Source organism: Plesiomonas sp. PI-19, assembly GCF_021368255.1.
Classification (GTDB): Bacteria; Pseudomonadota; Gammaproteobacteria; order Enterobacterales; family CAMTGL01; genus Plesiomonas; species Plesiomonas shigelloides.
On record NZ_JAJNMQ010000001.1, the window covers coordinates 68,343 to 84,209 of the forward strand.

At 54.6% G+C, this 15,867-nt stretch carries 16 protein-coding genes; 14 read left to right on the forward strand and 2 right to left on the reverse strand.

All coding sequences use genetic code 11. From position 1 onward, the window contains the following. Positions 1 to 2: 2 nt before the first annotated feature. The 4 genes from hflC to LQ901_RS00360 all read left to right on the forward strand — a co-directional run bounded on the left by hflC (position 3) and on the right by LQ901_RS00360 (position 3,482). Positions 3 to 902: a protease modulator HflC gene (hflC, locus tag LQ901_RS00345; RefSeq protein WP_010864769.1), complete on the forward strand. Its 900-nt coding sequence runs from the start codon at positions 3 to 5 to the stop codon at positions 900 to 902. Positions 903 to 1,025: 123 nt separating this feature from the next. Beyond that, positions 1,026 to 1,214, forward strand: a complete 189-nt coding sequence (locus tag LQ901_RS00350) for a DUF2065 domain-containing protein (RefSeq protein WP_010864768.1) — start codon at positions 1,026 to 1,028, stop codon at positions 1,212 to 1,214. A 142-nt stretch (positions 1,215 to 1,356) separates the two neighbouring features. Beyond that, a complete protein-coding gene (locus LQ901_RS00355; protein ID WP_047706696.1) occupies positions 1,357 to 2,655 on the forward strand; it encodes an adenylosuccinate synthase in 1,299 nt (432 codons plus the stop codon). 197 nt (positions 2,656 to 2,852) lie between these two features. Then, positions 2,853 to 3,482, forward strand: coding sequence for a tetratricopeptide repeat protein (locus LQ901_RS00360; protein WP_039045740.1), 630 nt, complete (start codon positions 2,853 to 2,855; stop codon positions 3,480 to 3,482). A 110-nt stretch (positions 3,483 to 3,592) separates the two neighbouring features. Here LQ901_RS00360 and hmpA read toward each other — a convergent pair whose 3' ends face one another. Then, positions 3,593 to 4,780 carry an NO-inducible flavohemoprotein gene (hmpA, locus tag LQ901_RS00365; RefSeq protein WP_112866614.1) on the reverse strand — a complete coding sequence of 396 codons (1,188 nt, stop codon included), beginning with the start codon at positions 4,778 to 4,780 and terminating at the stop codon, positions 3,593 to 3,595. Positions 4,781 to 4,956: 176 nt separating this feature from the next. Between hmpA and nsrR the strand changes: the two genes are divergently transcribed. The 9 genes from nsrR to alr all read left to right on the forward strand — a co-directional run bounded on the left by nsrR (position 4,957) and on the right by alr (position 12,990). Beyond that, positions 4,957 to 5,385 (forward strand): nitric oxide-sensing transcriptional repressor NsrR, encoded by a 429-nt coding sequence (gene nsrR, locus LQ901_RS00370; RefSeq protein ID WP_010864764.1) that lies wholly within the window; start codon positions 4,957 to 4,959, stop codon positions 5,383 to 5,385. 39 nt (positions 5,386 to 5,424) lie between these two features. Then, positions 5,425 to 7,833 (forward strand): ribonuclease R, encoded by a 2,409-nt coding sequence (gene rnr, locus LQ901_RS00375; RefSeq protein ID WP_010864763.1) that lies wholly within the window; start codon positions 5,425 to 5,427, stop codon positions 7,831 to 7,833. A gap of 6 nt (positions 7,834 to 7,839) precedes the next feature. After that, entirely contained in the window at positions 7,840 to 8,580 is a 741-nt protein-coding gene (gene rlmB, locus LQ901_RS00380; protein ID WP_010864762.1) for a 23S rRNA (guanosine(2251)-2'-O)-methyltransferase RlmB, read from the forward strand. Positions 8,581 to 8,884: 304 nt separating this feature from the next. Next, positions 8,885 to 9,271: a 30S ribosomal protein S6 gene (rpsF, locus tag LQ901_RS00385; RefSeq protein WP_010864761.1), complete on the forward strand. Its 387-nt coding sequence runs from the start codon at positions 8,885 to 8,887 to the stop codon at positions 9,269 to 9,271. Positions 9,272 to 9,279: 8 nt separating this feature from the next. After that, the gene (gene priB / locus LQ901_RS00390) at positions 9,280 to 9,627 is read left to right on the forward strand and encodes a primosomal replication protein N (protein ID WP_071849706.1); all 348 of its coding nucleotides are present in this window, start codon (positions 9,280 to 9,282) and stop codon (positions 9,625 to 9,627) included. Then, a complete protein-coding gene (gene rpsR, locus LQ901_RS00395) occupies positions 9,602 to 9,829 on the forward strand; it encodes a 30S ribosomal protein S18 (protein ID WP_010864759.1) in 228 nt (75 codons plus the stop codon). The genes priB and rpsR overlap by 26 nt, the downstream gene beginning before the upstream one ends. A 43-nt stretch (positions 9,830 to 9,872) precedes the next feature. Further along, the gene (gene rplI, locus LQ901_RS00400; protein WP_010864758.1) at positions 9,873 to 10,325 is read left to right on the forward strand and encodes a 50S ribosomal protein L9; all 453 of its coding nucleotides are present in this window, start codon (positions 9,873 to 9,875) and stop codon (positions 10,323 to 10,325) included. Positions 10,326 to 10,494: 169 nt separating this feature from the next. After that, positions 10,495 to 11,895, forward strand: coding sequence for a replicative DNA helicase (dnaB, locus tag LQ901_RS00405; protein ID WP_010864757.1), 1,401 nt, complete (start codon positions 10,495 to 10,497; stop codon positions 11,893 to 11,895). Between the two features lie 12 nt (positions 11,896 to 11,907). Further along, on the forward strand, positions 11,908 to 12,990 hold the full coding sequence (alr, locus tag LQ901_RS00410) for an alanine racemase (RefSeq protein WP_152136865.1): 1,083 nt from the start codon (positions 11,908 to 11,910) through the stop codon (positions 12,988 to 12,990). A 147-nt stretch (positions 12,991 to 13,137) separates the two neighbouring features. Here the strand turns inward: alr and LQ901_RS00415 are convergent, their stop codons facing one another. Beyond that, complete coding sequence (locus tag LQ901_RS00415; RefSeq protein WP_152136866.1) at positions 13,138 to 13,872, reverse strand: MOSC domain-containing protein; 735 nt, start codon at positions 13,870 to 13,872, stop codon at positions 13,138 to 13,140. Positions 13,873 to 14,107: 235 nt separating this feature from the next. On the opposite strand from LQ901_RS00415, the gene pgi reads away from it, so the two are divergent. Next, positions 14,108 to 15,757 (forward strand): glucose-6-phosphate isomerase, encoded by a 1,650-nt coding sequence (gene pgi, locus LQ901_RS00420; protein WP_010864754.1) that lies wholly within the window; start codon positions 14,108 to 14,110, stop codon positions 15,755 to 15,757. The last annotated feature ends 110 nt before the right edge of the window (positions 15,758 to 15,867 follow it).

Sequence of the window (15,867 nt, forward strand, 5' to 3'; positions counted from 1 at the left end):
GCATGAAGAAGTTTATCATCCCGGCGGTCATTGTGGCCGTGCTGTTGGGCTCCTCCTCACTGTTTGTGGTGAAAGAGGGCGAGCGCGGGATCGTGCTGCGCTTTGGCAAGGTCAAGCGTGATGGGCAAGATGTGGTGCAGGTGTATAACCCGGGCCTGCATCTGAAGATGCCGTTTATCGATAGCGTGAAACTGCTCGATGCGCGGGTCCAAACCATGGACGATCAAGCTGATCGTTTCGTGACCGCGGAGAAAAAAGATCTGATCGTCGACTCTTACGTCAAATGGCGGATCAAAGATTTTGGCCGTTACTATCTGGCGACCGGCGGCGGCAACATGCTGCAAGCGGAAGCGCTGTTGAAACGCAAAATCAGCGACCGTCTGCGCTCGGAAATCGGTAGCCGTACCATTAAGGATATCGTTTCCGGTTCACGTGGCGAGTTGATGGATGATGCGCGTACCGCGCTGAATACCGGCGCTGACAGCACCGCAGATCTGGGTATTGAGGTGGTAGACGTGCGGGTGAAGCAAATTAACCTGCCGGCTGAAGTCTCTAACTCCATCTATCAGCGGATGCGTGCGGAGCGTACTGCCGTGGCGCGTGAACACCGTTCACAGGGCCGCGAGCAGGCTGAGATCATTCGTGCCGATGTGGATCGCCGAGTCACCGTTATGCAAGCCGAAGCGGAAAGTAAATCCCGTACGCTGCGCGGTCAAGGTGATGCTACTGCCGCCAAGATCTATGCCGATGCGTATAGCAAAGATCCGGAGTTCTACTCTTTCATTCGTAGCTTGAAAGCGTATGAAAATAGCTTCCGTGGCAAGCAAGATTTGCTGGTGATCAAGCCAGGCAGTGACTTCTTCCAATATATGCAGTCACCGCAGCCACAGCCGCAAAAATAAGCCATAATACGGCGCTTAACAGGGGGACAAGATCGCAGGGTCTTGTCCTTTTTTATGTCTCTTTTTTAGCGCTTATGGGTCACCGATTGAGATGGGGTGGCCGGTAGGTAGGAGCCTTGAGCAATGAATCAAAGTATCTGGTTGGCCTTGGGTTTAGTGCTGATTATCGAAGGCTTAGGGCCGATGTTATGGCCAGAGCGCTGGCGTAGCATGGTGACCCAGCTGGCGGCACAGCCGCAGACCATGTTGCGCCGCATTGGTGGCGCGCTGGTGGTGGCTGGCGTGGTCATTTATGTCATGTGCAGCCGTTGAGTACTGCGCGGCTGCGGTGATGGCCGCGAGCGGTGACTGGTCGACAAAACATTGTGCAAAAACGCGGAAGCGGTATTTTAATGCTGGATACCGGTTTTCAGTTTGGTAAACTTCTCTTTTAACTGCAGGTGAATAAAGAACCATGGGCAAAAACGTTGTTGTACTCGGCACCCAATGGGGTGATGAAGGGAAAGGTAAGGTCGTTGACCTGCTGACCGAAAAAGCACAATACGTGGTCCGCTATCAGGGCGGTCACAATGCAGGCCATACTCTGGTAATTGACGGTGAAAAAACCGTACTGCATCTGATCCCGTCTGGGATCCTGCGTGAGAACGTGAAAAGTATTATCGGCAACGGCGTGGTGCTGGCACCGGATGCGCTGATGCGTGAAATGAAAGAGCTGGAAGCGCGCGGTATTCCTGTGCGTGAGCGTCTGCTGCTGTCTGAAGCCTGCCCACTGATCCTGCCATACCACGTGGCACTGGACATGGCGCGTGAGAAAGCGCGTGGTGCGAAAGCTATCGGTACCACCGGTCGTGGTATCGGCCCAGCGTACGAAGATAAAGTGGCGCGTCGTGGCCTGCGTGTTGGCGATCTGTTCGACAAAGAAAGCTTTGCCGCCAAACTGAAAGACGTGGTGGAATACCACAACTTCCAGCTGGTGAACCTGTACAAGGTTGAGCCAATTGATTACCAGACCGTGCTGGATGATGTGATGGCGATTGCTGATATCCTGACCAGCATGGTGGTGGATGTCACCGATCTGCTGGAAAAAGCGCGTAAGAACGGTGAATTCATCATGTTCGAAGGGGCGCAAGGCACCCTGCTGGACATTGACCACGGTACCTATCCGTATGTGACCTCTTCCAACACCACTGCCGGTGGCGTGGCGACCGGCTCTGGCTTCGGTCCGCGTTATCTGGACTACGTGATGGGGATTGTGAAAGCGTACACCACCCGTGTGGGCGCCGGTCCATTCCCAACTGAGCTGTTTGATGACGTGGGCGAGTACCTGTGCAAGCAGGGTAACGAGTTTGGCGCTACCACCGGTCGTCGTCGTCGTTGCGGTTGGTTCGATGCTGTTGCGGTACGCCGTGCTGCTGCGTTGAACTCTATGTCCGGTTTCTGTCTGACCAAGTTGGACGTGCTGGATGGCCTGAAAGAAGTGAAGATCTGTACCGCCTACCGCATGCCGGATGGCCGTGTGACCGACATTCCTCCAATGGCTGCTGAAGGCTGGGAAGGTATCGAGCCAGTCTACGAAACCATGCCAGGTTGGAGTGAGAGCACCTTTGGTGCCACTTCCGTTGAGCAGCTGCCACAGGCCGCGCGCGATTACATCCGCCGTCTGGAAGAGCTGACGGAAGTGCCAGTCGACATCATCTCTACTGGCCCGGATCGTAACCAGACCATGATCCTGCGCCATCCATTCGCAGAATAATCATCCGTTCACAGAATAGGATGTTGGTGGTTTGCTTCGTGCTGTAACGGGCACGGTAAAACAGACTGCCTGGTTTCCAAGCCGACCTTCGGGTCGGCTTGTTGCGTTTTAGGGGCGGGGGAATTGCGCGCCCGTTCAGTAAAGTTTGGCGTGTAGTGGCCGATACAAGCAAAGAGTAACAGTGACGGGATCAGATCATGAAACGCAGGTGGTTAGCGTGGTTGTGGCCAGCAGGTTTGCTGCTGAGCACGGCAGTGTATGCCGATGGTGGTTCACCGGTTGAGGTGTATCAGCAAGAGGCATTACTGCGTGAAATTGACAGTGAGCAGCACTTGAAACAGGTGCAGGCCGACCAGTGCCAGCTGGTGCAGGATATCGAGCTGCGCGCGCGTCAGGCCGAATACCCCGCTTACCAGTTCTTGTGGGGCGACATGCTGACCGAAGGGGTATGCATCCCACAAAACCCCGAATTAGGCGTTTATTACTTGCGCCAAGCGGCGCAGCAAGCACTGCCGGCTGCGTTCTTGCGTTTGGGACAATTGTACCGACAGGGGCGCTTTGTGCAGGCCGACGCCGATAAAGCGGTGCGTTTTTTCCGCGAAGCGGCAAGTTTAGGCAATACCCATGCGCGTATTGAACTTGCGCAAATGCTGGTGGCCAATCAGGGCAGTCCGCTCGACTATGAAGATACCTACCGCTGGCTGTCGGAAACCATCGTACAAGCCCCAGCGCAGCATCAGCTGATCAGCCGTCTGCGCGCTGCCTTAGCAGCTCGAATGCCGGCCAATGCGGTCCAGCGCGCGACCCGCCAGAACGGTTTTTGGTGAGCGCTCTACGAGCAATGCCGAGATAAAACAACGGGAAGCGTGCAGCTTCCCGTTTTGTTTACTGTGGTTGTCGTGCGTAGTGTGTTGTCGCCACCGTGGTCAGCGTTACGTTACAGCACCTTGTGCGGGCCAAAACACTCGTAATGCATACGTTCTTCTGGCACGCCCCATTGCTGCAGTTGCGCCGCCACATGCTGCATAAAGCCCAGTGGACCGCAGAAATAGTAGTGCATCTGCGCTTGATCCAGTGTTGCACGCAGCGGTTGCAGATCCATTAAGCCCTGATGCTGATAATCTTCCGCCTGACGATCGCTGGCCAGTGGCTCACGTAGCCAGACATGGTGGGAAAAGCCGTGCGCGTGGCATAGGGCGCGACTTTCGTCGTTGAACGCCAATTGGGCACCGTTTTCCGCCGCATGCAGCCAGTGCACCGGTTGCTGATGACCACGTGCCGCCAGATGTTGCAACATGCTCAGCATTGGCGTTTGTCCGACACCGGCCGAGAGCAAGCACACTGGTGTGTCACTTTGCGCCGGCAGGAAAAAGTCGCCGTATGGCGGCGCGACGTCGATACAGTCGCCTTCTTGCGCCTGATCATGCAAATAATTGGAGACCACGCCGCCCGGCTCACGCTTGACCGCGATGCGGTAATCGCGGCCATTTGGCGCCGCCGACAGCGAATACTGGCGGATCTCGCGGTAAGTAAACGATTCTGGCTGCAGATAAATCCCCAGATACTGACCTGGCAGGAAATCCACCACCGGCAGGCCATCAACCGGCGTCAGCACCAAGCTGGTGATCACGTCACTTTCCGGGTGTTTACGGCTGATCCGAAACGTTCGGGTACCGTGCCAGCCGCCTTGCGCGGTGGCGCGCTCGGCATAAATGGCGCTTTCGCGCTGGATAAAAATATCGGCCAGCAGCTGATAGGCCGCGCCCCACGCATCCAAGACTTCTTGGCCAGGATTGAGCAGTTCGCGAATGGTCGCCAGCAAATGCTCGCCGACAATCTGGTATTGCGCCGGTTGAATGTTGAAACTGGCATGTTTTTGCGCGATTTTCTCTACCGCGGGCAGCAGGGCGGCCAGATTATCGATATTATTGGCATAGGCCACAATCGCATTGAACAGCGCTTCACGCTGGCGGCCACTGGATTGGTGCGCCATGTTGAAGATATTTTGCAATTCAGGATTGTGAGCAAACATGCGATCATAGAAGTGTGCCGTCAGGGCTGGGCCGGTGGCCGCCACGGCGGGCGCGGTGGCTTTGATGGTAGCGATGATGTTGGGATCTAACATAACGTCTGTCTCTGCAGGTGTCGTTTATTGAAGCTAATTAATGAAGGTATAGTTATAATGCAACTTATGCTGAGTAAGTTGTATATTAAATATATCTTTAAGGTCAATCATTATCCGCAGAAACGGGGCAACTTTGTGCGCCGGTTAACATGCGTTTGCCGCAGGAGAAAAATGCAGTGCAACTGACCAGTTTTACCGATTACGGTTTGCGGGCATTGATTTACATGGCGTTGCTGCCACAAGGCCAGCTGACCAATATTACGGAAGTGACCGAGGTGTATGGGGTATCGCGTAACCATATGGTGAAGATCATCAACCAGCTCAGCCGGTTGGGGATTGTTGAAGCGGTGCGTGGCAAAAATGGCGGGATCAGATTAGGGCTACCGGCCGAGCAAATTCGGGTCGGCGATGTGGTGCGTGGTTTAGAGCCATTGCAGCTGGTCAACTGTAGCAGCGAGTTTTGTCATATCACCCCAGCGTGCCGGTTAAAGCAGGTGTTGGCGCAGGCGTCAGCGGCGTTTTTAGCTGAGTTAGACAAATTCACGTTGGCGGATTTGGTCAGTCAAAACTTGCCGTTACGTCAGCTGTTACACTTGTCAGAATAGGGTATACTCGGAACACCCCTCCCCAACCGGACAGTGATTATGTCGCAGGATCCATTTCTGGAACGAGAAGCCGAAAAATACGAGCATCCGATCCCAAGCCGAGAATTTATTCTGGCCCACCTTGCCGAGCGCGCCGCGCCAGCCTCCCGCGATGAGTTATGCGCAGAACTTGGGCTAACTGACGACGAATTACAAGAAGCTATGCGCCGTCGTCTGCGCGCTATGGAGCGCGATGGACAACTGGTGTTCACCCGTCGTCAATGCTATGCCTTGCCTGAGCGGCTGGATATGGTGCGTGGCACGGTGATTGGCCACCGCGATGGCTATGGCTTTGTCCGCGTTGAAGGACAGAGCGATGATCTGTTCTTGCCTAACGATCAGATGCGCCAGGTGTTGCACGGTGATGTGATCATGGCCCAACCGATGGGCATGGATCGCCGTGGTCGCCGCGAAGCGCGTGTGGTGCGGGTATTAGAGCCGCGCAAAGCGCAGATCGTGGGGCGCTATTTTATGGATCAGGGCATCGGTTTTGTGGTGCCGGATGATCAGCGGATCTGCCAAGATATTATGATCCCGCCTGACGATCGTCACGGTGCTCGCATGGGGCACGTGGTGGTGGTCGAGCTGACTCAGCGTCCAGGTCGTCGCATCAATGCCGTGGGTAAAATTGTCGAAGTGCTGGGGGAGAACATGGCACCCGGCATGGAAATCCAAATTGCCTTGCGTAACCACGATATTCCGCATGTCTGGCCGGCGGCAGTGGAAAAGCAAGTCAGCAAGCTGACCGAAGAAGTCCCCGAAGAAGCTAAGCAAGGGCGTATCGACCTGCGTGAGCTGCCACTGGTGACTATCGATGGTGAAGATGCACGCGACTTCGATGACGCGGTCTATTGCGAGCAGATCCCGTCTGGGGGTTGGCGTCTGTGGGTCGCGATTGCCGATGTCAGCTACTATGTGCGGCCAAAAACCGCGCTGGATGACGAAGCGCGTAACCGCGGCACCTCGGTGTATTTCCCATCACAAGTGATCCCGATGCTGCCGGAAGTGCTGTCGAACGGTCTGTGTTCACTTAACCCGCAGGTCGATCGCCTGTGTATGGTGTGTGAAATGACCATCTCTGCACGCGGTAAGCTCACTTCTTACACCTTCTATGAAGCCGTGATGAATTCCCACGCTCGTCTGACCTACAACAAGGTTTGGCGCATGCTGGAAGGGGATGAAGAGCTGCGTGAGCATTACGCGCCGTTGGTGCCGCACTTGGAAGAGCTGTATGGCCTGTACAAGATGCTGCGCAAAAACCGCAACCAACGCGGTGCGATTGATTTTGAAACCGAAGAAACCCAGTTCATCTTCAACGCTGAGCGCCGTATTGAGCGCATTGTGCCGCTGGTGCGTAACGATGCACACAAGATCATCGAAGAGTGCATGATCTTGGCCAACATCTCGGCGGCGCGCTTTATGGAGAAATACCAAGAGCCGGCGTTGTACCGCGTGCATGATTTGCCAGGCGAAGAGCGTTTGACCGGTTTTCGCAGTTTCTTAAGCGAGCTGGGACTGAGCCTTGGCGGTGGCATCAAACCGGAGCCGGCCGATTACGCCAAGCTGATGGAAGATGTGCGTGAGCGTACTGACCATGAGCTGATCCAGACCATGCTGCTGCGCTCCATGAAGCAGGCGATTTACGATCCGGATAACCGCGGTCACTTCGGTTTGGCGTTAGAAGCCTATGCGCACTTTACCTCGCCAATTCGCCGTTACCCGGACTTGTCTTTGCACCGCGGGATCAAGTACCTGCTGGCTAAACAAGCTGGACAGGCCAAAGAGCGTTGGACGCCAACAGGCGGCTGGCACTACCTCGACAGCGATATGGATGTGCTCGGCGAGCACTGCTCGATGTGCGAGCGCCGTGCCGATGATGCCACCCGTGATGTTTCCGATTGGCTCAAGTGCGAGTACATGCAAGATCACGTGGGCGAAGAGTTCCGCGGCGTGATTGCAGCAGTGACCGGCTTTGGCTTCTTTGTCCGTCTGGATGAGCTGTTTATCGATGGTCTGGTGCATGTGTCGTCACTGGCTAACGACTACTATCAGTACGATGCTATCGGTCAGCGCTTGATTGGCGAGAACCTTGGCAACATCTATCGCCTCGGCGATGCGGTGCAGGTCAAGGTGGCGGCTGTGCATCTGGATGAACGTAAGATAGACTTTATGCTAACCCAGACTGAGCGCCAGCCGCGCGGTGCTGGAAAGACCGCCCGTAAGGCGGCCAAAGACGCCTTGAAGAAAATTGCTGACCGCAAAGCAGAAAGCCGCGGTGGCAAAGGGACGCCGTTCTTTGAACCGACCAAGGCACCGGAAGGCCGCGGACCGAAAAAGTCCAAAGTGGTCAAGTCATCCCGCCCGTCCCGTACCGGCGGAAGCAAGAAACCTAACCGGAAGAAGAAATAATCGTTCATGAGTGATGTTATTTTCGGTATTCATGCCGTCAAATCCCTGCTGGAGTCTGATCCGGAGCGCTTTATCGATGTATTCGTGCTCAAGGGGCGTGAAGATGAGCGCATGCGTCCACTGCTCAACGAGCTGCGTCGTTTGGGCATCAGCATCCAGCTGGCCAACCGCGCCGTGCTGGACAACAAATCCGACGGTGCGGTGCACCAAGGTATTGTGGCGCGCGTGACCGAGGCCAAGCAGTATGATGAGCATGACTTGGGTGATTTGCTCGACCGCGTTGACGTGCCTTTCCTGCTGATCTTGGATGGCGTTACCGATCCGCATAACCTCGGCGCCTGCTTACGTAGCGCCGATGCGGCCGGTGTGCACGCGGTGATTGCCCCGCGTGATCGTTCCGCCAAGCTCAACGCCATTGCTAGTAAAGTGGCCTGTGGTGCGGCAGAGCACGTGCCGCTGATTAGCGTCACCAATCTGGCGCGCACCATGCGGATGCTGCAAGAGCGCGGTGTGTGGCTGGTGGGAACAGCGGGTGAAGCTACTCATGACCTGTACCACAGCAAACTGACCGGTCCGCTGGCGATTGTGATGGGCGCGGAAGGCGATGGCATGCGCCGTCTGACCCGTGAGCACTGCGATGAGCTGATCAGCATCCCAATGGCTGGTACTGTCTCTTCTCTGAACGTGTCCGTGGCAACCGGTGTATGCCTGTTTGAAGCGGTGCGTCAGCGTTTAGCGGCTAAATAATCGGTCTTTGGCCACGTGCTAAATCCGGAACTGATGCCGATGTGACCTTAGGGTGACGTCGGCATTTTTTATTTATCGGTAGCTGTCTGCCGCGCGGTACAACTGTTGCGCAGTCGGTTTACGTTTTCGCCGCCGTTGTTTTGTCGCTTTTCTGTTGGCGCAGCGCGAATATCCTTGTATTCCCCCGCCTGGTTCAGTACACTTCTGCGGCTTAAATTCAGTCGTACTTTAAAATCGTTCCTTGCTTCCGCGGGCTTGGCGACTGACCCGGATCGGAGGCTGAATAATCCGTAAGGAGCAATTGATGCGTCATTACGAAATCGTATTTATGGTTCATCCTGACCAGAGCGAACAGGTTCCAGGCATGATCGAGCGCTACACCGGCTCTATCAAAGCAGTTGGTGGTACTATCCACCGTCTGGAAGACTGGGGTCGTCGTCAGCTGGCTTACCCAATCAACAAACTGCACAAAGCTCACTATGTTCTGATGAACGTAGAAGCGACTCAGGAAGTGATTGACGAGCTGGAAACCAACTTCCGCTACAACGACGCTGTTATCCGTAACCTGATCATGCGTACTAAGCATGCAGTAACTGAAGCGTCTCCAATGGCTAAAGCGAAAGAAGAGCGTCGTGAGCGTCGTGAAGATTTCGCTGGTGCTGATGACAGCGCAGAGGAAGCTGCTGAGTAATTATCGCTATGACAACGAATCGTCTGGTTCTGTCCGGCACAGTGTGCAAGGCGCCCAAGCGATCCGTCAGCCCCGCTGGAATTCCGCATTGTCAGTTCGTACTTGAACATCGTTCAGTACAGCAGGAAGCGGGATTTCAACGTCAAGCTTGGTGCCGCATCGTCGTGGTACTCAGTGGGCAAGCGTCACAAGCCAATACTCACAGATTAGCGGTTGGCAGCAACCTGATGGCAAGTGGTTTTATCACCCAACATCAGACCCGAAACGGGCTAAACCAATTAGTGTTGCATGCCGAGCAGATCGAATTTATAGATTCAGGAGACAAGCCACATGGCACGTTATTTCCGTCGTCGTAAGTTCTGCCGTTTCACAGCGGAAGGCGTTCAAGAGATCGACTACAAAGATACCTTCACTCTGAAGAACTACATTACCGAAAGCGGCAAGATTGTTCCTAGCCGTATCACAGGTACCCGTGCTAAGTACCAGCGTCAGCTGGCACGCGCTATCAAGCGTTCACGTTACCTGGCTCTGCTGCCGTACACTGATTCTCATCAGTAATCGGCGACTGTCTGTATTTTGAGACTCTAAAGAGGACACGGTAATGGAAGTTATTCTGCTTGATAAAATTGCAAACCTGGGCAGCCTTGGTGACAAGGTAAACGTAAAGGCTGGTTACGCTCGTAACTACCTGGTGCCTCAGGGTAAAGCAGTGATGGCAACTAAGAAGAACATCGAGTTCTTCGAAGCCCGTCGCGCTGAACTGGAAGCCAAACTGGCTGAGACTCTGGTTGCTGCATCTGCACGCGCTGAAGCTCTGACCAACCTGGCTCGCGTAACCATCGTTTCTAAAGCTGGTGACGGTGGCAAACTGTTCGGTTCTATCGGTACTCGCGATATCGCTGATGCCGTAACCGCAGCAGGCGTTGAAGTTTGCAAGAGCGAAGTTCGTCTGGACAATGGTGCCCTGCGTACCACTGGTGAGCACGAAATCCGCTTCCAACTGCACGGCGAAGTATTCGCTACTGTAGTTGTAAACGTAGAAGCTGAAGCTTAATTGTTTCGCTCCCTCGTTTAAAGAAGACGCCGGCTTATGCCGGCGTTTTTCTTTGTCTGCAATCCGTCATTAATTACGGATTTTCTATCCTGCGTCCGCGCGTTATACTCGCAGGCTCAGTCTATTTTTGTCAGCCAGCGGCTGGCGCTCTCAGATACAGCGAACGTCTATGGCGGTCAAACAAATAAAACCCTCGCGTAAAGATACACAGGTTGACGGCATCAAGTTGCCACCTCATTCCCTCGAAGCCGAGCAGTCAGTGCTGGGCGGATTGATGCTGGATAACGAACGGTGGGATAACGTTGCCGAGCGCGTGGTCGCACGGGACTTTTACAGCAAACCCCATCGTTTGATCTTCGAGCAGATGCAGCGTTTGCTGGAGAGCAGCCGACCTATCGATTTGATCACCTTATCGGAATCGTTAGAGTTACAAGGCTCGCTGGAAGATGTGGGCGGCTTTGCCTATTTGGCGGAGCTGTCGAAAAACACCCCGAGTGCGGCCAACATTGGCGCGTATGCCGATATCGTGCGTGAGCGCGCGATTGTGCGTGAGATGATTGCGGTAGCGCACGAAATTGCCGATGCCGGTTACGATCCGCAGGGGCGTAACAGCGAAGATCTGCTCGATCTGGCTGAGTCCAAAGTGTTCCAGATTGCCGAAAACCGTGCCAGTAAAGATGATGGCCCGAAGAGCATCGAGCAAATCTTGGAAGACACCGTATCCCGTATCGAGCAGCTGTATCAGCGCCCGCATGACGGGGTGACAGGAGTATCGACCGGCTTTACCGATCTGGATAAGAAGACCGCCGGTTTGCAGTCGTCAGACTTGATTATCGTGGCGGCGCGTCCATCGATGGGTAAAACCACCTTTGCGATGAACTTGTGTGAAAACGCGGCCATGATGCAGGAAAAACCGGTACTGATTTTCAGTCTGGAGATGCCTGCCGAACAGATCATGATGCGTATGTTGGCGTCATTGTCGCGGGTGGATCAAACCCGGATCCGTACCGGCCAGCTCGATGACGAGGATTGGGCGCGGATCTCTAGCACCATGGGGCTGCTGCTGGAAAAGCGCAACATGTATATCGATGACTCCTCCGGTCTGACCCCGACCGAATTGCGCGCCCGAGCACGGCGGATTTTCCGTGAGCACGGGGGCCTGAGCCTCATCATGGTCGACTACTTGCAGTTGATGCGGGTACCGTCGTTATCGGATAACCGGACGCTGGAAATTGCCGAAATTTCCCGCTCCCTCAAAGCGCTGGCGAAAGAGTTGCAGGTTCCGGTGGTGGCACTGTCGCAGCTGAACCGGAGTCTGGAACAACGGGCCGATAAGCGCCCGGTGAACTCGGACTTGCGTGAATCAGGCTCCATCGAGCAGGATGCCGACCTGATTATGTTTATTTATCGTGATGAGGTTTATCACGAGAACAGTGATCTGAAAGGCGTGGCCGAGATCATTATCGGTAAGCAGCGTAACGGCCCGATTGGCTCTGTACGTCTGGCTTTCCAAGGGCAGTGGTCGCGGTTTGATAACTATGCCGGCCCAGCCTATGACGATGAGTATTAAGGATTAGACAAGATGAAAGCAGCTACCGCAGTGATTGACCGCGGCGCTTTGCGACATAATTTGGAGCAGGTGAAAGCGTTTGCTCCTAACAGCAACATTATTGCGGTGGTAAAGGCCAATGGTTACGGGCATGGCCTGCTGGAAGTGGCGCATACGGTAAAAGAACAAGCCGGCTGTTTTGGGGTAGCGCGTCTGGAAGAAGCGCTGGCGCTGCGCTCTGGTGGCATCGTCAAACCTATCTTGATGCTGGAGGGTTTCTTCTCGGCCGAAGACCTGCCGGTGTTGGTCGCCAATAACATCGATACCGTGGTGCACAGTATTGAACAGCTCGAAGCGCTGGAGCAATCTGAGTTAGAGCGTCCTGTGACGGTATGGATGAAGCTCGATACTGGCATGCACCGTTTAGGCGTACGTCCAGAGCATGCTGAGGCGTTCTATCTGCGCCTGTCACGCTGCCCGAATGTGGTGCAGCCGGTGCGCTTCATGAGCCATTTTAGCCGCGCTGATGAGCCGCATGTGAGCACCACCTTGGATCAGATGGCCTGCTTTGACAGTCTGACCATTGGTAAGCCCGGTGCACAGTCGATTGCTGCATCGGGGGGCATTTTGCTGTGGCCAGACTCGCATCGCGACTGGGTACGCCCTGGGATCGTGATGTACGGTGTGTCGCCATTTAGCACGCCGTATGCCTCTCATTATGGGTTGCGTCCGGCCATGACCTTGAAATCCAGCCTGATTGCGGTGCGTGAGCACAAAGCGGGTGAGGCGGTCGGTTACGGCGGTTGCTGGATCAGTGAGCGGGATACGCGCATTGGCGTGGTCGCCATTGGCTACGGTGATGGCTATCCGCGTGATGCGGCTACCGGCACCCCAGTGCTGCTCAATGGCCGGATCGTGCCGTTAGTGGGCCGTGTGTCGATGGATATGCTGACGGTAGACTTGGGGCCGGATTCGCAAGACAAAGTGGGCGATGAAGCCACGCTGTGGGGCGAAGGCTTACCGTGCGAAAAGGTGGCCGAGCATACCGGCGTGATCACCTATGAGCTGGTGACCAAGCTGACCTCGCGAGTGCAGATGCAGTATGTCGGTGACTAATTCCTGATAGCTGTGCGTAGATATCGAGAAAAAGCGCGTCCCAAGTTCCAAGGGGCGCGCTTTTGTTTTTGTTCCTGCGTGTTGTTTTTGTTGTCACGAGCCACGGGTCATGTGGCTTAGGGTTTATGCCCAGTGCCGCTGAGCACGTCAGAGCGGTGAGTGCGGCTCCCGCGCCCACAGGGCATGACCGAATAAGCGGCGGTTCCAATCTTCCACCCAGCCGGTTTGCAGGCGCTGCACCACTTTATCTTTCCAACTGGCCGACAGTTCGGCGCAATCAGCCATCGCGACTAAACCGACGTGATTGAGCGGCTCATTAAAGAAGATGTGGTTCATGTGGTACAGCGATAGCGGTGTGCTGCCATGGGCTTCTAGGATCAGTTTATCCCCCGGTTTGACCCAACCCGGTTGCAGTACCCGCAGCAGCCAGCCGGTACGGCCACTTTTTTGCATCTGACAGGCCAAATCGACCACATCAAAGCGCAGATTCAGTTTGTAGCACGGTGAGCGTGGTTGGCTGATCTGCACGCGTGCTTCGCCGAGCCGAAAGATATCGCCAACGTGGCAGTTTTCTTCAGTCAGACCGATGCCGGAGAGGTTTTCGCCAAATCCACTCGGATGGAAGTGCGGTACTTCGGGGTAGCACGCTTGCCAGTAGGCGTAATGTTCGGCCGGATAATAGTGCAAGGCGCGATCAGGGCCGCCGTGATGGCGCAGATCGGCTTGTTCATCGCCTTGAAAGCCGGTTTCGCTCAGGTAAACCGCCTCTTGGCTGGGCATTTTGTAAATCGCGCTGCACAGTCCGTGCAAGGTTTCGGTTTTTTTGCCGGTAAAGAGTTGTATTTCGGTATCCAGCAAATGCTCGCTGTCTTCTGATCCCATGCTTTTTTCTCCTGCGCCTGTCTGCTGCAAAGCGGTCGGGACCGAATTGTAGTAATAAAACTGTGATCCTAATCTCTGTCTGGGGGGATCTTGGTTATTGATTGCGCTCAGAGTAGTAAACTTTCGTCAAACCCGGCTGCATAGCTGTGATTTGAGCTGTCATCCGTCGGAATTTGTTATTTAATTAAACCAATCTATGGTTATAAACGACCAAGCACTACATGGATGCATCACAATGAACTCGATTAATCCTACTCAGACTGCGGCGTGGCAGGCACTAACGCAACATTATCAATCCATGCGTAATGTAACATTACGCGATTTGTTCGCTGACGATCCCCTCCGTTTTAACGCATATTCCGCGACATTTGAAGATCAGTTTTTGTTAGATTATTCAAAAAACTTGATTAATCAATCAACTATGCAGCACCTGTTGGCGTTGGCGCACGAGACCAAGCTGCCAGAGGCGATTGCCGCCATGTTCCGTGGGGACAAAATTAACCGCACCGAAGATCGGGCGGTGCTGCACGTGGCGCTGCGTAACCGTAGCAACACGCCAATCATGGTCGATGGTCAGGATGTGATGCCGCAAGTCAATGCGGTACTGGCTAAGATGAAAGCGTTTTGTGACAAAGTGATCAGCGGTCAGTGGACCGGTTACACCGGCAAAGCGATCACCGATGTGGTGAATATCGGTATCGGTGGTTCGGACTTGGGCCCTTACATGGTGACCGAGGCGCTTAAGCCGTACAAAAATCACCTGAACATGCACTTTGTTTCTAACGTGGACGGCACTCATATCGCCGAAACGCTGAAGAGTTTGGATCCCGAGACCACGCTGTTCTTGGTGGCCTCTAAGACCTTCACCACGCAAGAGACCATGACCAACGCCCTGAGCGCCCGTGAGTGGTTCTTGCAAAGCGCCCATGAGCAAGCGCATGTGGCCAAGCACTTTGCTGCGTTGTCCACCAATGCCAGCGCGGTCGCGGCATTCGGTATCGATACCGCCAACATGTTCGAGTTCTGGGATTGGGTCGGCGGCCGTTATTCCCTGTGGTCGGCGATCGGTCTGTCGATTGCGCTGTCGATTGGTTTTGATAATTTCGAGCAACTGCTGTCTGGCGCACACGCCATGGACCGTCACTTCGCCGAAACTGAGCTGTCACACAACCTGCCGGTGCTGCTGGCGCTGATTGGCCTGTGGTACAACAATTTCTATGGCGCTGAAACTGAAGCGATTTTGCCATACGATCAGTACATGCACCGTTTTGCAGCTTACTTCCAGCAGGGCAACATGGAGTCCAACGGTAAGTATGTGGATCGCAACGGTCAGCCGGTGGATTACCAAACTGGCCCGATTATCTGGGGTGAGCCGGGAACCAACGGTCAGCACGCGTTCTATCAGCTGATCCACCAAGGCACCAAGATGATCCCGTGTGACTTTATCGCGCCAGCGGTGAGCCATAATCCGCTGGGTGATCACCACGCTAAGCTGATGTCTAACTTCTTTGCCCAGACCGAGGCGCTGGCCTTTGGTAAAACGGCTGCGGAAGTGGAAGAAGAGTTTGCTGTGGCCGGTAAATCGGCGGCGGACGTGGCGCACATCGTGCCATTCAAGGTGTTTGAAGGTAACCGCCCAACCAACTCCATCTTGCTGCGATCTATCACGCCATATAGCTTAGGCGCGCTGATTGCACTGTATGAGCACAAGATCTTCACCCAAGGCGCTATTTTGAATATCTACAGCTTCGATCAGTGGGGCGTAGAGCTGGGTAAACAGCTGGCGAACCGCATCCTGCCTGAGCTGCAAGATAAAGACGCCATCAATAGCCACGACTCTTCCACCAACGGTTTGATTAACCGTTTCAAAGAGTGGCGCATCTAAGGTCTGCACTTAGCTTGTGAACGTAAGAAGCGAGCGCAAGAAGGAAGATGCAAAAAACCGGTCAGTCGACCGGTTTTTTTTATCTGTCTGGTGATACCGAGCCGGGTGGA